The organism is Ignavibacteriales bacterium (assembly GCA_026390795.1).
Lineage (GTDB): Bacteria > Bacteroidota > Ignavibacteria > Ignavibacteriales > Melioribacteraceae > Fen-1258.
On sequence record JAPLFG010000003.1, the window covers coordinates 828,670 to 848,056 of the forward strand.

At 37.6% G+C, this 19,387-nt stretch carries 16 protein-coding genes; 2 read left to right on the forward strand and 14 right to left on the reverse strand.

The genetic code is table 11. The annotated features are described in order from the left end of the window. Window positions 1-17 precede the first annotated feature (17 nt). Both NTX65_07265 and lpdA read right to left on the reverse strand, forming a co-directional pair. Window positions 18-1,166 carry a tetratricopeptide repeat protein gene (locus NTX65_07265; protein ID MCX6169119.1) on the reverse strand — a complete coding sequence of 383 codons (1,149 nt, stop codon included), beginning with the start codon at window positions 1,164-1,166 and terminating at the stop codon, window positions 18-20. A 24-nt stretch (window positions 1,167-1,190) separates the two neighbouring features. After that, window positions 1,191-2,609, reverse strand: a complete 1,419-nt coding sequence (lpdA, locus tag NTX65_07270) for a dihydrolipoyl dehydrogenase (GenBank protein MCX6169120.1) — start codon at window positions 2,607-2,609, stop codon at window positions 1,191-1,193. 200 nt (window positions 2,610-2,809) lie between these two features. Here lpdA and NTX65_07275 point away from each other — a divergent pair, with 200 nt between their 5' ends. Next, window positions 2,810-4,987 carry a DUF5916 domain-containing protein gene (locus NTX65_07275; GenBank protein MCX6169121.1) on the forward strand — a complete coding sequence of 726 codons (2,178 nt, stop codon included), beginning with the start codon at window positions 2,810-2,812 and terminating at the stop codon, window positions 4,985-4,987. Window positions 4,988-5,072: 85 nt separating this feature from the next. Here NTX65_07275 and NTX65_07280 read toward each other — a convergent pair whose 3' ends face one another. The 3 genes from NTX65_07280 to NTX65_07290 form a co-directional block, all read right to left on the reverse strand. Then, entirely contained in the window at window positions 5,073-6,731 is a 1,659-nt protein-coding gene (locus NTX65_07280; protein MCX6169122.1) for a 2-oxo acid dehydrogenase subunit E2, read from the reverse strand. A gap of 118 nt (window positions 6,732-6,849) precedes the next feature. Beyond that, window positions 6,850-9,528: a pyruvate dehydrogenase (acetyl-transferring), homodimeric type gene (aceE, locus tag NTX65_07285; protein ID MCX6169123.1), complete on the reverse strand. Its 2,679-nt coding sequence runs from the start codon at window positions 9,526-9,528 to the stop codon at window positions 6,850-6,852. A gap of 175 nt (window positions 9,529-9,703) precedes the next feature. Beyond that, window positions 9,704-10,579 (reverse strand): cation diffusion facilitator family transporter, encoded by an 876-nt coding sequence (locus tag NTX65_07290; protein MCX6169124.1) that lies wholly within the window; start codon window positions 10,577-10,579, stop codon window positions 9,704-9,706. Window positions 10,580-10,728: 149 nt separating this feature from the next. On the opposite strand from NTX65_07290, the gene NTX65_07295 reads away from it, so the two are divergent. Next, the gene (locus tag NTX65_07295) at window positions 10,729-11,250 is read left to right on the forward strand and encodes a hypothetical protein (GenBank protein MCX6169125.1); all 522 of its coding nucleotides are present in this window, start codon (window positions 10,729-10,731) and stop codon (window positions 11,248-11,250) included. Here NTX65_07295 and NTX65_07300 read toward each other — a convergent pair. The 9 genes from NTX65_07300 to NTX65_07340 form a co-directional block, all read right to left on the reverse strand. Then, a complete protein-coding gene (locus NTX65_07300) occupies window positions 11,247-11,618 on the reverse strand; it encodes a hypothetical protein (protein MCX6169126.1) in 372 nt (123 codons plus the stop codon). The genes NTX65_07295 and NTX65_07300 overlap by 4 nt on opposite strands. A gap of 113 nt (window positions 11,619-11,731) precedes the next feature. Next, entirely contained in the window at window positions 11,732-12,571 is an 840-nt protein-coding gene (locus NTX65_07305; GenBank protein ID MCX6169127.1) for an FAD/NAD(P)-binding protein, read from the reverse strand. A 101-nt stretch (window positions 12,572-12,672) separates the two neighbouring features. After that, window positions 12,673-13,704 (reverse strand): 4Fe-4S dicluster domain-containing protein, encoded by a 1,032-nt coding sequence (locus tag NTX65_07310; GenBank protein ID MCX6169128.1) that lies wholly within the window; start codon window positions 13,702-13,704, stop codon window positions 12,673-12,675. A gap of 121 nt (window positions 13,705-13,825) precedes the next feature. Beyond that, the gene (locus NTX65_07315; protein ID MCX6169129.1) at window positions 13,826-14,686 is read right to left on the reverse strand and encodes a 4Fe-4S dicluster domain-containing protein; all 861 of its coding nucleotides are present in this window, start codon (window positions 14,684-14,686) and stop codon (window positions 13,826-13,828) included. After that, the gene (locus NTX65_07320) at window positions 14,679-15,125 is read right to left on the reverse strand and encodes a hydrogenase iron-sulfur subunit (GenBank protein ID MCX6169130.1); all 447 of its coding nucleotides are present in this window, start codon (window positions 15,123-15,125) and stop codon (window positions 14,679-14,681) included. Before NTX65_07320 ends, NTX65_07315 begins: the two co-directional genes overlap by 8 nt. Before the next feature lie 268 nt (window positions 15,126-15,393). Further along, the gene (locus NTX65_07325) at window positions 15,394-17,397 is read right to left on the reverse strand and encodes a CoB--CoM heterodisulfide reductase iron-sulfur subunit A family protein (protein MCX6169131.1); all 2,004 of its coding nucleotides are present in this window, start codon (window positions 17,395-17,397) and stop codon (window positions 15,394-15,396) included. Further along, entirely contained in the window at window positions 17,398-18,255 is an 858-nt protein-coding gene (locus NTX65_07330; protein MCX6169132.1) for a CoB--CoM heterodisulfide reductase iron-sulfur subunit B family protein, read from the reverse strand. Between the two features lie 10 nt (window positions 18,256-18,265). Then, window positions 18,266-18,805 (reverse strand): 4Fe-4S dicluster domain-containing protein, encoded by a 540-nt coding sequence (locus NTX65_07335; protein MCX6169133.1) that lies wholly within the window; start codon window positions 18,803-18,805, stop codon window positions 18,266-18,268. Window positions 18,806-19,047: 242 nt separating this feature from the next. Then, the gene (locus NTX65_07340; protein ID MCX6169134.1) at window positions 19,048-19,377 is read right to left on the reverse strand and encodes a YbjQ family protein; all 330 of its coding nucleotides are present in this window, start codon (window positions 19,375-19,377) and stop codon (window positions 19,048-19,050) included. Window positions 19,378-19,387 lie beyond the last annotated feature (10 nt).

Genomic DNA, 19,387 nt, shown 5'->3' on the forward strand with positions numbered 1-19,387 from the left:
TAATTCGCAATTCTAAATTATCTTTTATAAGGTGTTTTTAAATACTGCTCTGCAAATTTATGAGAATCATTACGGTCTTTTAATTCCAGCGTCTCTTTGTAATAAGCAATTGCTTTGTCTCTCTTGCCCATCTGGTCATATAACATTCCAAGATAAAAAACTGTGTTGATTAAAAAACCGGATTCTTTTGCTTTGTCCATTTCACGGGAAAGTTTTTCCGATTTTTCAAAATAAAACGCGGCTGAATCAACTTTTTCTTTCAGCTTAAAATCCATTCCGATATAATAAGAAGCTTCTCTATCAAATCGTTTGTTGTAACCAGGCATACCGTGTCCGGCTTTATTATAAATATCATGAAATGTTTTAGCTGCTTCATGATAATTATTCTCTTTAATAAAAGTAAGACCGTAATATTTTTGAAAATACGGATTGTTCGGATAATCATTAAGCAAAATTTTTGCCCACTTTCTTGATTCATCCATGTTTTCTTCGAACTGAAAATTTAATTTCATTAAAAAGTTTCGAGATTCAATTCTGGTATATCTTCCGTTCCATGCGACGTTTTCAAGTTCTTTCAAACCTTTAAGTCGATCTCCTTTCGGAAAGAATACCATAAACGGTTTAACAGCCGGATAGCGGCCGGGAATTACATCGGCGTAATAATGATATATACCAAAACCAAGCTGAACATCAACATTTTTTGGATTTAGTTCGTAAGACTTAAACACTAAACCCAAACCATCTTTGCCGTCAAGCGCGGCTTTGAACCAGCTTTCCCGTATGGCGCGTAATTGTCCGCGAAATCCAAGTGCGCCACCTTTGAAAAACATTGCATCAACATTTTTTTCATTCTTATCTAATATATCGTCGCACATGTCAATTAATTCATCGAGCTGATTAAAAAATTTCTCATCCAAACTTTCATTATCAATATCAAGCAGAATGCGCCACCAAGTAATCATTGCCTTAAAAAATTTTCCGGAAGGATGCGTTGAATATTCTTTAACTACAACGTCGAAAGTTTTTTCAGCTTTATCGAATTCGATACCGTAGATTTGATTTATTCCGGTTTTAACAAGAGAATCATGCTTAACCCAATTATAATTTTGAGCCGAGATTCGAATTGTGATCAAGAAAAAAATTGCAAGTATAAATTTTGTTTTCAAAGTTTTAGCCAAAATTTTTAGTAATTACTTTCTTTTAGGTCGGTACATATCCGTAGCATGACCATAAAATACTTCCGCTGCAGCCATCATAGTTTCAGATAATGTTGGATGCGGATGAATTGTCAATTCCAAATCTTTTACAACCGCGCCCATTTCAATTGCTAATGTTCCCTCAGCAATCATATCACCGGCTCCAACACCAACAATTCCAACGCCCAGAATTCTTTCTGTTCCGGGTTCGATGATTAACTTAGTCATTCCATCGTTTCTATCCAATGTAGTTGCGCGTCCGCTTGCACCCCATGGAAATTTAGCGACTTCAACTTTAATTCCTTTTTCGCGAGCTTCAATTTCGGTTATACCGGTCCATGCAAGTTCCGGATCCGTAAATACAACCGCAGGGATTGCATTTGGTTCGAATGCGACTTTGTGCCCAAGAATAGCTTCGACAGCAACTTTACCTTCTGCAGCAGCTTTGTGCGCAAGCATGGGATTACCAACAATATCGCCGATTGCATAAATGCTCGGGTCATCAGTCTTTAAAGTTTTATCAACGGTTACAAATCCGCGTTCACCAATTTTAACTTTTGTATTTTCTAATCCAAGACCCGTTGTAACGGGTTTGCGCCCGACAGAAATTAGAACTTTATCGAAAGTTTGTTCAGGCTCAGTTACTTTATCGCCTTCCAACCTTACAGTAATTCCATTGGCGGATTCTTTTAACTCGACAACTTTTGTTTCCGTGAAAACATTTTCCATCATTGATTTTACACGTTTATCTAATACAGCTACCAAATCTCGATCCGCTCCGGGCAATAATCCCGGAAGCATTTCAACTACAGTAACCTTACTTCCCAGAGCAGCATATACGGTACTTAATTCCAAACCGATGTACCCTCCGCCAATTACAAGCAATCGTTTTGGAATATCATTCAATTCAAGTGCTGACGTTGAATCCATAACCCGCGGGGAATCGATTGAGAGTCCCGGTACTTTTGCGGGAATAGAGCCTGTTGCAAGAATAACTTTTTCGTACTGAACTTCGTCGGTTGTTCCATCAATTTTATTTACCAATAATGCGTTTGAGTTTATGAACGAAGCTTTCCCTTGAATGAAATTGACTTTGCGTTGTTTGGAAAGCTGCCCCAATCCGCCTGTTAGTTTATTAACAACCCCATTTTTAAAATCCCGAAGTTTATCAAGATCAATTTTAGGTTCGCCGAATTCGATGCCCCATTTTTTTGCTTCCTCAGCTTCTTTAATAAGCTTGGCAATATGAAGAAGAGCTTTTGAAGGAATGCATCCTCTGTAAAGACAAACACCGCCGGGGTTCTTTTCAAGATCAATTAAAGTAACTTGCATGCCAAGATCGGCAGCAAGAAACGCTGCTGCATATCCGCCGGGTCCTCCGCCAATGATTGCTAGTTGTGTATTTATTGTCATAAATTTTTACCGGTTATCTTTCATTTTATTAATATTTCTAAACAAAAATAGTAAAAAGGGGTCAATAATCTTATCTTAGAAATAAGATAAAAAATTAATTCTTTTTATTAGAGTATTTCAAAATAAATTGAGAAATTTAAGTTCAAGATTAAAAGAAAAATTGGGAATAATCATTCAACCACAAACAGCAGTGTGACTATTTGAAAAAATTTCATGTGCTCAATTGGATTCTATTCTTTGTACAACTGGCTTTTACTTATTCAATCGAAGCTCAAGAACAATTAAAACCAACTAGAACAGACACACCTCCTATAGTTGACGGGAAGCTTGATGATTTAATTTGGCAGAATGCTTTAGCTGTTTCCGAGTTCAAAACATTTGCACCCGACTACGGTAAAGATGGTACCGAACGTACTGTTGCATACGCCGCTTATGATAGCGAGAATCTCTACTTCGCTTTCTATTGTTATGATAGTGAACCTACAAAAATTAAATCCAGTGTCGGCAATAGAGATAACATTAGGTCTGATGACTGGGTTTGTATAAATCTTGATTCATTCAATGATCATCAATCTCTCTATGCTTTTTATGTCAATCCGCGTGGGATTCAAATGGACAGCCGTTTTGCAGCCGGACAAGAAGATTTTAGCGCCGATTATGTTTGGTATAGTGCCGGTCAACTAGTGCCTGGCGGTTATACTATCGAGATTAGTATTCCGTTAAAAAGTATTCGTTACTCGGGAACATCGCCGGTAACCATGTCCATCTTTTTTGAACGATATATAAGTAGATTTTCGGAACATGATTCTTATCCGGAACTAGATCCTGCAAAAGGAATGGCATTTCTTACACAGATGAGTCCTGTAGTTTACAATGATTTAAAAAAATCAACTCTATTAGAAATTCTTCCGGCTTTTACCTACAGTAAAAAATACAAGCTGGATCAAAGTCAGTTAGCAAAATATGAAGATAAAGGAGAATTAAGTCTTACTGCAAAATATGGAATTACTTCGGACCTTATTCTTGATGGTACCTACAACCCTGACTTCAGTCAGATTGAAGCTGATGCGGGTCAAGTAGATGTTAACCTTAGATATGCTTTATACTACCCTGAAAAGAGACCTTTTTTTCTTGAGGGAAATGAAATTTACAATCTTGCTGCAACACAATCTTCAGTAGTTGATCCGATCATATCATTAGTTCACACAAGAACAATAGTCAATCCGTTGACAGGTATAAAACTTTCCGGAAAAATAAGTACAAAAAGTACAATCGCGGTAATGTACGCAATGGATGAGCTTCCTCAAGATGAATCAATTGTTAATGGTGATTATGCACATATTCCAATTATTAGATTTAAACGGGCACTATCGGGCGACAGTTATCTGGGCGGAATTTTCACCGGTAGAGAAACAAAAAATAGTAACAACAATGTTTTAGGAATTGACGGCAACATAAGATTGACAGACGCAAGTACAATTGAATGGAACGGTTTGTACTCAAGTTCAAAATTTGCAACCGGTCCAGAGAAAAAATACGGACACGCAATTGGACTTAATTACAATCATAATTCAAGAGATCTATCTTACGATTTCAGTCTCAAAGATGTCTCCGAAGATTTTAATGTTGAAACCGGATTTATAACACGTACCGGAATATTTGGATTAACCGGATTAATAGGACCAAAAATTTATCCTGAGTCTTCAATCATTCAGAGAATTGATTTAGAAGCATTCTCAGCCCAGACAAATGATAAACCGAGTTCCTTGTGGGAGACATACAATTATTTTTCTACAACAGGTTTTTTTCTTGGTTCATATAACGCAAAAGTAAAGTACTCATATTCTACAGAAATTTTTGGAGGAGAAAAATTTAAAACCGGCGGTTTGCAATTTGTTCTTGGAGGATTGATCTCGAATAAAATTAATTTTTCAGTCGGTTATAAAAGAACAAACGCTATTTATTATTCACAAGAGCCATTCCAGGGTTACAGCAACCAAATTAATGCGATTATGATTTATCAAGTTTCTGATAATGTAGAATCCTACTCTAGTTTTATCTATTCCGATTTTTATAGAGATTCAAATTCAGAATTGATTTTTGAGTATCCGATCTTTAGAGAAAGATTAACTTATCAGCATAACAAGCATCTTTTCTTCCGCGGTGTTATTGAATACAACAGATATTTACGGCAATTGCTCACAGACTTTCTAGTATCATTTACTTACGTACCGGGTACGGTAATTTATCTTGGTTATGGTTCACTTTATCAAAAGACTGAATGGAATCAGTATGAGACTAGATATACCGGCAGCCAAAATTTTAACGAGGTGAATAGAGGTTTCTTTTTCAAGATGTCTTACTTGTGGAGGGATTAAGTTATTGCTGTAATAATTTAATTGTTATAAGAAATAAATTTTTTAGTCAAAAAAAAAGCAGCAAAACATAATTCTTCAGGTAAAATCATCCTTCCAAAGACAAAAGCGCGAGATCTTCAAGAGCATCAACAACCCATTTCAAAAATCTAATTCCATCGGCTCCATCGATAATCCGGTGATCGTAAGAAAGTGATAAAGGCATCATTAAGCGCGGTTCAAATTTACCGTTGATATAAACTGGCTCATAAGCTGATTTTGAAACGCCGAGTATAGCTACTTCGGGTGAATTAATAATCGGTGCAAAATATGTCCCACCGATTCCGCCAAGGTTACTTATAGTAAAACATCCGCCCTGCATTTCTTCCAGTGAAAGTTTTTTATCACGCGCTTTTTTGGATAAACCGGCAAGCTCAATACTTATTTCGATAATATTTTTTTTATCAACATCACGAATTACCGGGACCAACAATCCGCGGTCTGTATCAACAGCCACACCTATATTCATAAATTTTTTATAAACAATTTCGTTCTTCTCCGTATCAACGCTTGAGTTGAACTGCGGGAAAGTTTTCATTGCAGATGAAATTACTTTAAGAAGAATCGCCGTAACAGTTAGTTTTCCGCCTGCATCAACAACTTTCTGAGCATTTTCTTTTCTAAATTTTTCCAGTTCAGTAATATCTGCCTTATCAAATTGAGTTACGTGTGGAATTGTACTCCATGCATAAGAGAGATGTTCAGATGTTTTACGGCGAATATTGCTCATCGGCTGCCGTTCAATTTCACCCCATTTTTTAAAATCGGGAAGTGATTCTTTAACAAAACCCGTTGGTATGCCAGTAAACACACCCGACTGAATTTGTTGATTCAATGATTTAGCATACGATTTAATATCTTCAATCGAAATCCTGCCATTGGCACCTGTTCCTTTAACAAGATGAACGTTAACGCCTATTTCTCTAGCAAATTTTCTGACCGAAGGAGCGGCCGGTACAACAACTTGAACAATATCACGGGGTAAAGTAACAACTGACGGAGCGTGTGAATGTTCTACTTTTTGAAATGGTTCTTTTGTGGGTTCAATAGTCGGTGATTGACTTTTAGCAATTGGTGATTTTTCCTCTTTTGAAATTTGCAATTCAGTTGTTTCAAGAACGAAAGCAACCGAACCAACCGCAACCTTATCACCGTCTTTAACTTTTACTTCTTTAACCGTGCCGCTAACTTCCAAAGGCACTTCTACTGTTGCCTTATCTGTCTCTATCTCAAGAACAATTTGATCTTGCTCAACATGGTCGCCAACTTTTAACAGAACTTTTGTGATTTGAGCTGATGAAATATTCTCTCCCAGTACCGGAATTCTAAACTCATACATGCTTGTTGTTAGTGATTGGCTAATTATTGTTGGTGCTTCAATCTTCATTTCTTGAACGTTTGATCTAGGTTCGACCTCTAGCTTCTCGCCTCTAGGCTCTTTCTTTTCAGTGCTCAACTCAGATTTCGAACTATCAACTTCAATCCCGATAATCGGTTCTCCGACATTTGCTTTCGTCCCCTCTTTCACATAAATTTTTTTTACGGTACCCTCGATATCACTCGGCACTTCAACAGTAGCTTTATCAGTTTCTATCTCAATAACAACTTGATCCAGTTTGATCTCTTCGCCCTCTTTTACATTAACTTTAATTACATCCGCAGAGTGGATGCCATCGCCGAGATGTGGTAATTTAAAATCTACTATCATTTTCTTCCCAATATTGTTAATAATAAAAATGGAACAGAGATCATCATGATCTCTTATGATTAATCATAATATCAATCTTAAGAAATCATAACCATCATAAAAATCAGCGTTCTGTTGTTCATGATTTTGCCGGATTCATTTTATCCGGATTTATATTTAATTCTTTCTGAGCTTTTTTTACCACATCCGGTTTTATCTTTCCATCAATCATCAAAGAATAAAGTGTTGCATAAACAATATGCTTTGCATCCACCTCAAAGAAATCCCGCAAAGATTTTCTTCCTTCGCTTCTTCCAAATCCAAATGTACCTAACGAATGAAGAGGCCCTGGCAGCCATTTGGCAATCCCGTCTTCCAAAAGTTGGACATAATCCGACGCAGCAATAAATATTCCTTTTTCATTTTTCGTAATCTCGGAGATATAAGGAAGTTTCCTTTCTTTATCCGGATTGAACATATTCCATCGTTCTGTTTCTTGAGCATCTAAATGCAAGTTTTTATAACTAGTTACACTCCAAATATCGGTTGCTACTTTGTAATCCTTCTCTAAAATCTCAGCTGCTTTAATTACTTCATTTAGAATTGTTCCGCTGCCCAGCAAATGCGCTTTTACTTTTTGATCTTTTTGTTCACTCGCTCTAAATTTATACATCCCTTTTAGAATTCCATCTTTCACTCCCTCGGGCATGTGCGGCTGCGGATAATTTTCATTCATTATTGTTATATAATAGAAAACTTTCTCCTGCATTTCATACATGCGGTAAATTCCGTCACGGATAATAACAGCAAGCTCAAATGCAAAAGCCGGATCGTAAGCAACAAGATTAGGAACGGGATAAGCAAGGAGATGAGAATTTCCGTCTTGATGCTGAAGACCTTCGCCGGCAAGAGTTGTTCTTCCGGCTGTAGCGCCGAATAAAAATCCTTTGCAGCTCATGTCTGCTGCAGCCCAAACAAAATCTCCAACGCGCTGCATTCCAAACATTGAATAAAAAGTAAAGAATGGTATTGTATTAATTCTGTGTGTTGAATATGAAGTTCCCGCGGCAATAAAAGACGAGATTGAGCCTGCTTCAGTTATTCCTTCTTCCAGAATTTGTCCATTCTTTGCTTCTTTATAATATAGTAAACTATCGCGGTCAACCGGTTCGTATAACTGACCGGGGTGCGAATAAATTCCGACTTGTCTAAATAAAGATTCCATGCCAAATGTGCGGGCTTCATCCGGAACGATTGGAACAATCAAAGGCCCAATTTCTTTATCACGTAAAAGTTTAGCAAGAATTTTTACATATACCATCGTTGTTGAAACTTCGCGACCCTCAGTTCCCAAATAAAATTCTTCAAATATTTCTTCAGAAGGAGTTTTAAAAGGAGGACCGTTGACAGTTCGTGTAGGAACATAACCGCCAAGTACTTTTCTTCTTTCCTGTAAATATCTAATCTCAGGGGAATCATCTGCAGGACGGAAAAACGGTGCATTTGCAATTTCGTCATCGCTTATTGGTATTGAAAAGCGCGATCTAAATTCTTTTAGTTCATCTTCATTTAATTTTTTTTGCGAGTGAGTAACGTTTTTTCCTTCACCGGCTTCTCCTAATCCGTAACCCTTTACCGTCTTTGCAAGAATAACGGTAGGTGCGCCTTTGTGTTCAACTGCTTCTTTGAATGCAGCATAAACTTTTTCAGGATCGTGCCCGCCGCGTTTCATTTTTTCAAGCTGTTCATCGGAATATTTTTCAACCAGTTTAAGAAGTTCGGGATATTTACCAAAAAATTGTTCGCGGATATATTTTCCGCCTCTCACAACATGATTTTGAGATTCACCATCGAGTGTTTCCTGCATCCTTTTAATAAGCAATCCGGTTTTATCGGCTTTGAATAGAGGATCCCAATCACTTCCCCAAATAACTTTTATAACATTCCAGCCTGCGCCGCGGAAATTTGCTTCAAGCTCTTGAACAATATTTCCGTTTCCACGAACGGGACCATCAAGTCTTTGCAAATTACAGTTTATAACAAAAATTAAATTGTCGAGTTTCTCACGTGCCGCTAGTGATATGGCACCAAGCGCTTCCGGCTCATCTGTTTCTCCATCACCAAGAAACGCCCATACTTTTTGATCGCTTACTTTCTTCAATCCCCGATCTTCTAAATAACGGTTGAACCGCGCTTGATAAATTGCCTGAAGTGGACCGAGTCCCATAGATACAGTTGGGAACTGCCAGAATTCCGGCATAAGCCAAGGATGTGGATAAGATGAAAGTCCGCCGCCCGGTTTGAGTTCACGTCTAAAATTTTCCAATTGTTCTTTCGAAATTCTTCCTTCAAGATATGCCCGCGCGTAAATGCCGGGTGAAGCATGACCTTGAAAATAAATTATATCCGCCTCATGGTTTTCGTCCTTACCTCTGAAAAAATGATTAAAACCAATTTCATACAGAGTGGCGGCGGATGCATAAGTTGAAATATGTCCGCCGATTCCTGCTTCTTCTTTATTAGCACGAACAACCATTGCCATTGCGTTCCATCGAACCAAACTTTTGATACGGCGTTCCATTTCTCTTCCGCCGGGAAACGGTGGCTGTTTTTCTTTCGGGATTGTATTTATGTAAGGTGTATTGGCTGTGAATGGAAGATCAACGCCCGCTTGGTGAGCGTAAGTATCAAGATCATGTAAGAGCGCTCTAACTTTTTCCGGTCCGCCGGATTGCAAAACGGCTTCTAAAGATTCCAACCATTCACGGACTTCGATTTCATCAAGTTCAGCATAACCGTTATTATGTAATTCGTCCATTATAATTCCTTTAATTCTTTTCTAATGATATAAGAGATATAATTTCAAACCACTTAAAAGATATAATTAATTTAAGAATTCTGTTGATAGAATACTATCCTACACTTGCTTAAGGATATATCTCAAATAATTAACGTGCTCTTAATAAGCTAAGTTCAATAAATCTAAAAAATTATTAATGGCTTTCCGGTTCGGCGTGAATCATCACTTTGACATTTTTTATTTTATTACTTATTGCTTCTTCAACGCGGTGGGAAATTTCGTGTGCTTGATTAATCGTCATATTTTGATCAACATGAATGTTTAACTCAACAAATTTATTGGGTCCGGATTCGCGTACTTTTAAATCATGGAATTGTTTTACTTCTAGAATTTCTTTCACAATTTCTTCTACTCTTTCATGCAGACCTTTCGGCGCCCTATCAACAAGCGCATCGAATGATCTTTTGCCAAGACGATAACTTACACTGAGGACAATTATTGCAACAATCAATGCAGCAATTGGATCGGCATATTGAAAATTGAATGAAACTCCGATTAAGCCGATTAAGACAACGGATGAACTCCAGATATCAGTTGAAAAATGCAATGCATCAGCTTCAAGAGCCTGGCTGTCATGTTTTTTAGCCACTCGATAAAGCGCACGCGAGCGGGAAAAATCAATAACGATCGATGTGACTATAACTAAAAAACTCCAGATGGTCACTTCTATTTTAACGTCATGCGAAACTAGTCTTCTCACAGCTTCATAGATAATCCAAACACACGTAATTACAAGGAGCAATGTTTCTACTAGTGCAGAATAGTTTTCAATTTTTCCATGTCCGAAGTTATGATCTTCATCCGGCGGTGTATCGGAAAATTTTACGGCAAAAAATGTTATAACTGCTGCCACTAAGTCCAAAGCTGAATGTAGTGCCTCAGAGAGTATACCAAGACTTCCGGTGAGAAATCCAATAATGAGTTTGAACCCGGTAAGAAAAACGGCGGCAATAACAGAAGTCAATGCGATTGATTTTTTTTCCTTGGAAGCTGTCGTGGAAGAATTCAACAAAGTTCTCCATAGTTATCGTAAATACTTGAGTAATTTAACTATTTTCCAAACAATACCGTCAAATATTGGTTTAGCTCACATATTCAAAAAATCATTTGAATTAATATAAAATTCGCCTTATTATGAATAAGTAATTATTGGAATGTATGATTTCTAACTCAATAAATACGAATTCCCCTTTTCTTAATACCCCGAGTATTATTGCAGGTGTTAACGGCATCCGTAAGAATAATTCTTTAAAATTTGATCTGGATAAAAAAACAATTCTTGAATCCTCTGCTCAGGATGTAAAAAATAGGATCGTTTCAGAAAAACCGGATCAGAATCAAACAATTCAAGATTATAATTATCGTTTGCAGCAAAACACTCCGACCTCCAAATTGTTTGATACAACTAAAACATTTAACGAAACCCAAAAAAAAGAGAGGATCAATTACGAGAAGAGTTCTGATGATATCATTGAGTTAACTGAAACTGACGATTACGAAAAAGTCCGCAATTCATCTGAAGGACAAGGATATTATATTGTTATAAATGATCGGAAATCTGACACCGGTAAAAAAAATAAATTAATGAATTCAATTGACCGGTGGCGGGAAAGAATTAATACGACCTACCAAATCGGTATCCCAAAGAAACATGGTACACTTGTAAATCTTGTTATCTAATTTTTGTAGAAACCATTTTTCTTGTAAAGTTTGGCTCCGTAAATCCGTTCGTCTCCAATTTGATTAACTATAAAATGTTTTTCCGGTTTTCCATTTACATCCAGTATTTCATAACCAATTATTCCGTGCTTTAAAAGATTAGCCAGCATCTTTAAAAATTCTTCTTTCTCTGCATCATTTAAGTCCGTTACATCTAATCTGTCCGGTCTACCCAAATTTAAAAATTTATCAATCCGGTCGTAAACTTTGGCAGTATTCGAAATCTCGACTGAATCTTTCGATTGAGAATTTAGATTCGCTTTTTTTACATTTTTAAGATTTTCATCAAAAATATTTAGTATCGATATTGAATTATCAATAGGCTTCATTAGCAATTTCTTTTTCTTTGATTATCGAAACTTTTGGGGAAAGTTTGAATAAAACTTTGTGCGGAGTATCATAAATGATTTAATTCCGGTTTTAAAAACCGGAAATTTTCTAATCAATATTCTTGAGGCAATTCTTTCATTTGAGCATATGTGAATACCGGACCGTCTTTGCAGACGTAAACATTTCCGACGTTACACCGCCCGCATTTTCCTAGTCCGCATTTCATTCTGTTTTCTAGAGTGGTAATAATATTTTCTTCTTTGAAACCGAGTTTCTGCAGAACCGGGATTGTAAATTTTATCATTATCGGAGGACCGCAAACAATAGCAACAGTATTTTCTGCTTTAGGCGCGGTCTTCTCAACAATCGCGGGAACAAAACCAATTTCTCCATCCCAATCCGGAACTTCTCCGCCGGGATCAAGAGTAACAACTGTTTTAATATCTGTTCTGCTTTTCCATTCTTTTAGTTCGCGTTTGTAAACAAGATCTTTATACGAACGTGCGCCATAGACAATTGTCACATCTTTAAATTCGTTTCGCAAATCCAGAACATTCCATATCACACACCTAACCGGTGCTAATCCGATTCCGCCGGCGATGAATAAAACATTTTTCCCTTTCATCTCATCAACAGGAAAGAAATTTCCATAAGGACCGCGGAATCCGATTGTATCACCAACGCTTAATCTTGTTAACGCTGTAGTGACTTTCCCAATTTGTTTGAATGAACACTCAATATATTGCGAGCGGGTTGGTGATGAGGCGATGCAAAATGTTGATTCGCCTTCTCCAAAAACAGAATACTCGCCAAATTGTCCCGCTTTGAAATTAAAATTTTTAGCAATCTCTTCGTCTTTGAATTTCAACCGGAAAGTTTTTGTATCTGAAGTCTCTTCAATGATGTCTGTAATTTCCATCAGTTCCGGTTTGTAAATATTTGAGTCACACATATTATTTCCTTTTATGTCATTCTGATGACGAGCGTTAGAGAGGAAAAAGAATCTCCAAACTATTTCTTAAGGGATATTTCACTCGCTCAATAGGACAATGTTTATTTATTCATTGCTAATAAATTTATTTCACTTGCCACTTCGGCAATATCAATTCCAACAGGGCATCCGCGGCTACATCGCCCGCATCCGGTGCAAAGTATTTCATCAAATTTATCTTGGTAGTATTTGAATTTGTGAGCTACTCGTTGACGATACCGTTTACCTTGATTATCACGCGGGTTGTGCCCGGATCCGTGAAGCGTGAACAATCCGAACTGACAAGCATCCCAATTTTTCATTCTGCGCCCGCAGCTGTAATTGCATTCTTCATCAACTATATCGAAGCAATGGCATACGGGACACACAAAAGCACATTGACCGCATCCCAAACATGTTTCGCCGATTGTATCAAATAATTTGTTCTCAAAATTGTTGGTTATCCATTCTTTTACATTTCCGCTTTCAAATCTTTCCTCGGGATTTTTAATCTTAGAAAGTGTTTCATTTGATAATTCAGAATTCCCATCGTTCAAATATTTTTCATACGGCTTAATGAATTCTTTCCCCTTGTCGCTGATAATTCTCAAACCATATTTATTTTCATCAAGAGGAACTAGAAAAATATCCGAACCACTTTCTGTTGTTGGACTTAAACCTACAGAAGTACAGAAACAGAATTCATCTTGATAATTACACGCTACGCCAATTACAATCGAACGATCCGCACGCTGATTGAAAAATTTGTCTTTGTAATCCCAGTTAAAAACTTTGCTCATAATATCAATTGAGCGGGCATCACATGGTTTTGCACCTATGAAAATTATTTTCTGGTTATCTGGTATCGGTTCAACGAGATCGTAATCATCCTTTTTGTTTTTGAAATAGAAGATCGGTTCGGTTTTGGTAAAAATAAATTCTTTATATGAAACGTTTGATGGAACACCTGAGTAATTGATTTTCATTTCATTAGCATCAGCAAGTCTTTTCCAGCCGATAGACTTCTCATCTTGTCCGATAACAAAGTGATTAGCTTTTATCAGATCACTCACAAGTGAAATTAAATTTTGGTGGCTGATTAACTTTTCTTCCACAGTTTCTCCTTGTCATTCTGAGAAGTTCTATTAGGACGACGAAGAATCCAAAAAATTTTATTTGCAGATCCTTCCCCCGATGCTTCGACATACTCAGCATTCGATTTCAGGGATGACTTCGTCACTTTATAAAATCTTCTCTATCATTAATATTATATGTTCCAACGAGTGTCGGCGTATCCAAACCGATTCCCGCCGTATAATCAAATTCCTTTTTGGCGACCATTCCCATTTTTCTATTGAGAAGTGAGAGCGGAATTTCCGCTGGGCATGCTCTTTCGCATTCGTTGCAGCCGATGCATCTTCCTGCAAGATGAAAAGCTCGAATTATATTCCAAGAAAAATTTCCGCGCGTATGGGCGCTGCTTTCGATCCATCGTGGTTGAGATTTATCTGCTATGCATCTTTCGCAATAACAGAGAGGGCAAGCTTGACGGCATGCATAACATTTAACGCATTTATCAAATTCCGCTTCCCAAAAATCCCATCTCTCTTCCGGTGTCATTGCTTCAAGTTTTTGCATCGTCTCAAAATTACGGTCTTCCCGTTTAGGCAAATCTTCCAACTTGCCGAGTAATGTATGATGAAGGTGTGGCGTACGGACGCTGCAACGCAAGCATTTAGTTGCGATTGTTTCGGCGTTAAATTCATTTCCCAATTCCGAAACAACTCCGTTACAGTTCATACCAATAATATAGATATCATCTTTATTAATTTGATTTTCCTGGATGAGTTGAACTATAGCTTTTACATCACAGCCCTTGGCAACTATTCCGATAGTTCCTTTGTTTTTATATTCTTTTCGAGTAAGATAAACTGCAAGATTGTTCACGCAAAAGTTATTGAACACAAGTTTGTCTGCATCTTCAACTGTTCGTGCGATGAATGGTTTTGTCCCATTTGTGCTTTCAATAAAACCGATAATTACTTTTACTGTGCCTGCTTGTAATAGTTCTTTTGCTTTTTCTCTAAGTTCATTCATGAATCACAAACTCCTCATTTATCTTGGCATATTTTACAAACGGTCCTTTCTCTTTTATTTTATTTGTTACTTCAGTAACAACGTCAACAAACTTTTTCCCTTCTGATGCGGAAACCCAGGAGAAATGCAAACGCGATGAATCGATTCCGATGAAATCAAGAAGCTGACTAAAAAGAATCCAACGCCGCCGTGCGTGAAAATTTCCGGTATTATAATGACAATCGTTTGGATGACAGCCGGAGATTAAAACTCCATCAGCGCCTTTTTCAAATGCTTTAATTATAAAAACCGGATCAATTCTTCCCGTGCATGGTACGCGAATCATTTTAATATTAGTCGCATACTTCAACCTAGACGTACCTGCAAGATCGGCGCCGGTATAAGTGCACCAGTTACATACAAATGCTGTAATCTTCGGTTCAAAAGTTTTTTCTTCCATAGCTGTTCACTTTTATTTTTATTGTTCACGTTCTTTATTGGTTGAAAAGAAAACCGCAAAGAACGCTAAGTTTTCGCAAAGGTCGCAAAAAATTGAAAATTATTTACAACTCTTCTTATACTGTTTTTTAGGATTGCTACATTGAGATTTATCAACTTACAGTATTTGATAACTCATTTTCATCCAACGCAATTCCTTAGAGTTCTTTGCGCCTTCTTCGCGAACTTTGCAGTTAGCTGATTGCATTAAGAAGGAGCAGCATCCATAACTAACCTAACGCATTAATCTCTGCATAAATTTGTTCATCATTAAAGCCGATCAGTTCAACTGCCTTCGATGGACATACCGCATTGCAAGTACCGCATCCTTGACACAATCCGGAATTAACATATGCGATTGTTTTAATCAAGTTGCCTTGTCTATCTCTAATTTCCTTCTTCTCAATTGCATTATATGCACATGCTTTTTGGCAGTAAAAACATCCCGCACAAACTGATTCATTCACGCGCGCAACGGTTGGTTCCCTTTCTAAAACATCTGAACCAAATAGTACCAACGACTTTGCTGCGGCAGCGGACGCCATAGCTACAGATTCCGGAATATCTTTTGGAGATTGACAAGCGCCGGCAAGAAAAATTCCTGCTGTACTTACTTCTACCGGTCTAAGTTTTGGATGAGCTTCATTATAGAAACCATATTTATCATAAGAGATTCCTATTGTTTGAGCTAACTTAGTAGCGTTCGGCTGCGCAATCATTGCCGTAGCCAGAACAACCATGTCTGCATCAATAGTAATCGCTTTACCTAAAAGTGTGTCTTCCCCTTTCACAATATATTTTCCGTTCTCTTCATAGATGCGGCTTACTCTGCCGCGGATATATTTTACATGATCTTCCTCAATTGCTCGTCTTACAAATTCATCGTAACCTTTTCCGCCGGCGCGGATGTCCATATAGAAAACATATGCTTCACCATCATGAACTTTGTGTTTGTAGAGCATTGCATGTTTAGCGGTATACATACAGCATATTTTACTGCAGTATGAAAATCCTTTTGATTCATCCCGTGAGCCGACACACTGTATGAAAACAATTTTCTTTGGAGTTTTTTTATCGGATGGTCTTTGAATTTCTCCCGATGTTGGTCCTGAAGCGCTTGCGATTCGTTCAAACTGCAGACCATCAATTACATCTTTGTATTTACCGTAACCATATTCTCCATAACCTTTAATTGCACTCTCATCCGGTTTCTTATCTATAGTATAAAGTTTGTAGCCCGTAGCAACCACAATCGAACCCACATCTTCGGTAACAAAAGCATCTTCTTGATCAAACATGATTGCTTCTCTGCCACAGACTTTAACACAAAGCTGGCATTTTCCGGTTTGATAATATGTACAAACGCTTCTATCAATTACCGGAATATTTGGAACAGCTTGCGGAAACGGAACATAGATTGCAGAACGGAATGATAATCCTTCATCAAATTCATTGAAAGCTTTTTTCTTGATTGGACATTTCTGAGCACAATTTCCACAGCCATTACATTTTGTTTCATCTATTGAACGTGCTTTTTTACGAATGGTTACTTTGAAGTTGCCAATAAATCCTTCAACTTTTTCAACTTCCGAATAAGTAAGTAATTTTATTTTAGGATGCTGATAAACTTCAACCATTCGCGGTGTGAGAATACATTGAGAGCAATCGAGAGTTGGAAATGTTTCGGAAAGCTGGCTCATGTGTCCGCCAATTGACGGTTCTTTCTCAACAAGAATACATTCGAATCCCGCATTTGCAATATCAAGAGCCGCTTGGATTCCGGAAATTCCTCCGCCAATTACAAGCGCACGTTTTGTAACCGGAACCCGGATTGGTTCAAGAGAGGCGTTACGTTTTACTTTTTCAACTGCAATACGAGTGAGATCAATTGCTTTCTTAGTCGCTTCAATTATATCTTCATGAACCCATGAACAATGCTCGCGCAAGTTTGCCATTTCGAAGAGATACGGATTTAATCCAGCATCGGCACAAGCTTTGCGAAAAGTTTTTTCATGCATATGAGGTGAACAAGAACCGACAACTACGGCATCAAGATTTTTTTCTTTGATTGCATTCTTAATAACATTCTGCCCGGGATCTGAACACATATATTTATTGTCTACCGCGTATGCAACTCCGGGAAATCTTCCCGCAGCTTCAGCAACGGCCGGACAATCAACTGTTCTACCGATGTTCTCACCGCAATGACAAATGAAAACTCCAATCCTCATTATTTACTCCTTGCCAATTTTTTCTAGCATTGTATTACTAGAAATAAAATGCATTTCAATTCCAAGTTCTTTTGGGTGAATGCCAAGAGCCAATCCAAGAAACTCTGTAAGATAAAGTATCGGCATCTCTTGATGATTTTTCATTGCACGCTGGCGCATATCAAGATTAGAGTGGCACATAGGACAAGCGACGACAATTACATCCGCACAGTGAAGCCGCGCATCATCAATAATTTTTTTAGAGAGATCAACTACAATTTCTTTATGTGCAAAGGAATGCGCACCACCGCAGCATTCAATTTTAAAATTCCAATCAACAGTTTCTGCGCCTGTTGCAGAAATTATTGCCTCCATTGATGACGGTCTTTCGGGGTCATCAAAATGAGTTATTTCAAATGGGCGGACCAGTAAACATCCATAATAACATGCGACCTTAATTCCTTTCAAATCATTTTTTCTTTTCTCAATAATTTTATTCTTACCGATCCGGTCAAACAATTCAACAATATTTATTATTGAAATTCCATTGTTTACACTCTCACCAAGAACTTCGGAGATTTCTTTTTCGAGTTTAGGATTTGTTTCGAGATCATGTTGTGTAACAATCAATCTATTATAGCAAGCGGCGCATGGCGCAACTACTTCCGAAAGTTTTTGATTCTTGGCGATAATTAAATTGCGGGCTGGCAATGCCACCGAGAGAAGATGATTTGTTGCGTGTGCCGATGTTGCACCGCAGCATGACCAATCTTCAAGCTCTTCAAGTTGAACATCAAGAAGAGAAAATACTTTACTCAAAGAAATGCCGTACTCTTTTCCTGTTCCGGATAACGAGCATCCGGGATAATAACCAATTTTCACTCGCTGCCTCTTAATCTATATTATCAAATATCTTTTTTATTCCCTTTTTGTCTTTCACATTGTGAGGGAATAGACTGATTTTCCCTTTGATAAACATTTCGGGGGCAACATCAACATCCTGCATAAAATTTTGCGTTGTCAATTTGTAATCACGCGCCAAACCAAACTCAAACATCTTACCATGATTTTTAATCTGGTTCAAAAACACTTTATGAAATTTAACCGTGTCCTTCTCGCCAATTTCAATTCCCTCTTTTAATGCAATTTGCCTCATAGCATCCATAAATTTAGCGAGATCAAAATTTTGAGGGCAGCGTGAACTGCATGTTAGACATCCGGCACAAAGCCAATAAGTTGATGACTTCAATGCTTCTTCATCAAATCCAAGTTGAACTAATCTTAAAACATGATTGGGCGATTCACGCATGTAGTCTCTAACCGGACATCCGGCAGAACATTTTCCGCATTGATAACAAATCATTGGTGACTGAGAGGTGAGTTCTTTTACTTTTTCTGAAAGAGTTTTGGTATTACTGTTAGCATGATCCATAACCATTCCCATTGCAAAGGAAAAATAGAAGTAACCAAATAATTCAAAATTTTTGAATTGTACTGTTTGATTATATTGGAGTAACTTCTATGCCAAAGGAATGTGCGTTATTTAGTTGAATTCCCAAATCGCGATCAATTATTTCTCGGTTATTGGAGAGTGGTTTTTAGATATGAGAAAAACCGCTTTTTATTTAAAGTCACCGATCAATTTTTTAAAAGCAAATTAAGAACTTTATCTCATTATATACGTTCTACAACCACTGCAGTTCCGTAACACAAAACTTCCGTAACGCCGCCCATAACCTCCGTTGCATCGTAACGGACACCAAGAAGAGCATTAGCGCCAATTGCCTGTCCGTGCTGAACCATTAATTCAAAAGCATCAGAGCGCGTTTTTTCGCAGAGCTCTGTGAATAGCGTTATGTTGCCTCCAAAAATTGTTTGCAATCCGGCGCCTATCGTTCCAATTACAGAACGCGAGCGTACGACAATTCCTTTAACAACACCAAGTTGTTTTACAATTCTGTATCCGTCAAGTGTGAATGTTGTTGTGATAAGAGAATGATCCATTTTGAGCTCC

What these genes read in the sequence shown, in the direction of transcription:
- lpdA (MCX6169120.1), bottom strand. Translation starts at nt 2,609, where the DNA reads ATGACAATAAATACACAACTAGCAATCATTGGCGGAGGACCCGGCGGA.
- NTX65_07280 (MCX6169122.1), bottom strand. Translation starts at nt 6,731, where the DNA reads ATGATAGTAGATTTTAAATTACCACATCTCGGCGATGGCATCCACTCT.
- aceE (MCX6169123.1), bottom strand. Translation starts at nt 9,528, where the DNA reads ATGGACGAATTACATAATAACGGTTATGCTGAACTTGATGAAATCGAA.
- NTX65_07295 (MCX6169125.1), top strand. Translation starts at nt 10,729, where the DNA reads ATGATTTCTAACTCAATAAATACGAATTCCCCTTTTCTTAATACCCCG.
- NTX65_07300 (MCX6169126.1), bottom strand. Translation starts at nt 11,618, where the DNA reads ATGAAGCCTATTGATAATTCAATATCGATACTAAATATTTTTGATGAA.
- NTX65_07305 (MCX6169127.1), bottom strand. Translation starts at nt 12,571, where the DNA reads ATGTGTGACTCAAATATTTACAAACCGGAACTGATGGAAATTACAGAC.
- NTX65_07315 (MCX6169129.1), bottom strand. Translation starts at nt 14,686, where the DNA reads ATGAATGAACTTAGAGAAAAAGCAAAAGAACTATTACAAGCAGGCACA.
- NTX65_07320 (MCX6169130.1), bottom strand. Translation starts at nt 15,125, where the DNA reads ATGGAAGAAAAAACTTTTGAACCGAAGATTACAGCATTTGTATGTAAC.
- NTX65_07335 (MCX6169133.1), bottom strand. Translation starts at nt 18,805, where the DNA reads ATGGATCATGCTAACAGTAATACCAAAACTCTTTCAGAAAAAGTAAAA.
- NTX65_07340 (MCX6169134.1), bottom strand. Translation starts at nt 19,377, where the DNA reads ATGGATCATTCTCTTATCACAACAACATTCACACTTGACGGATACAGA.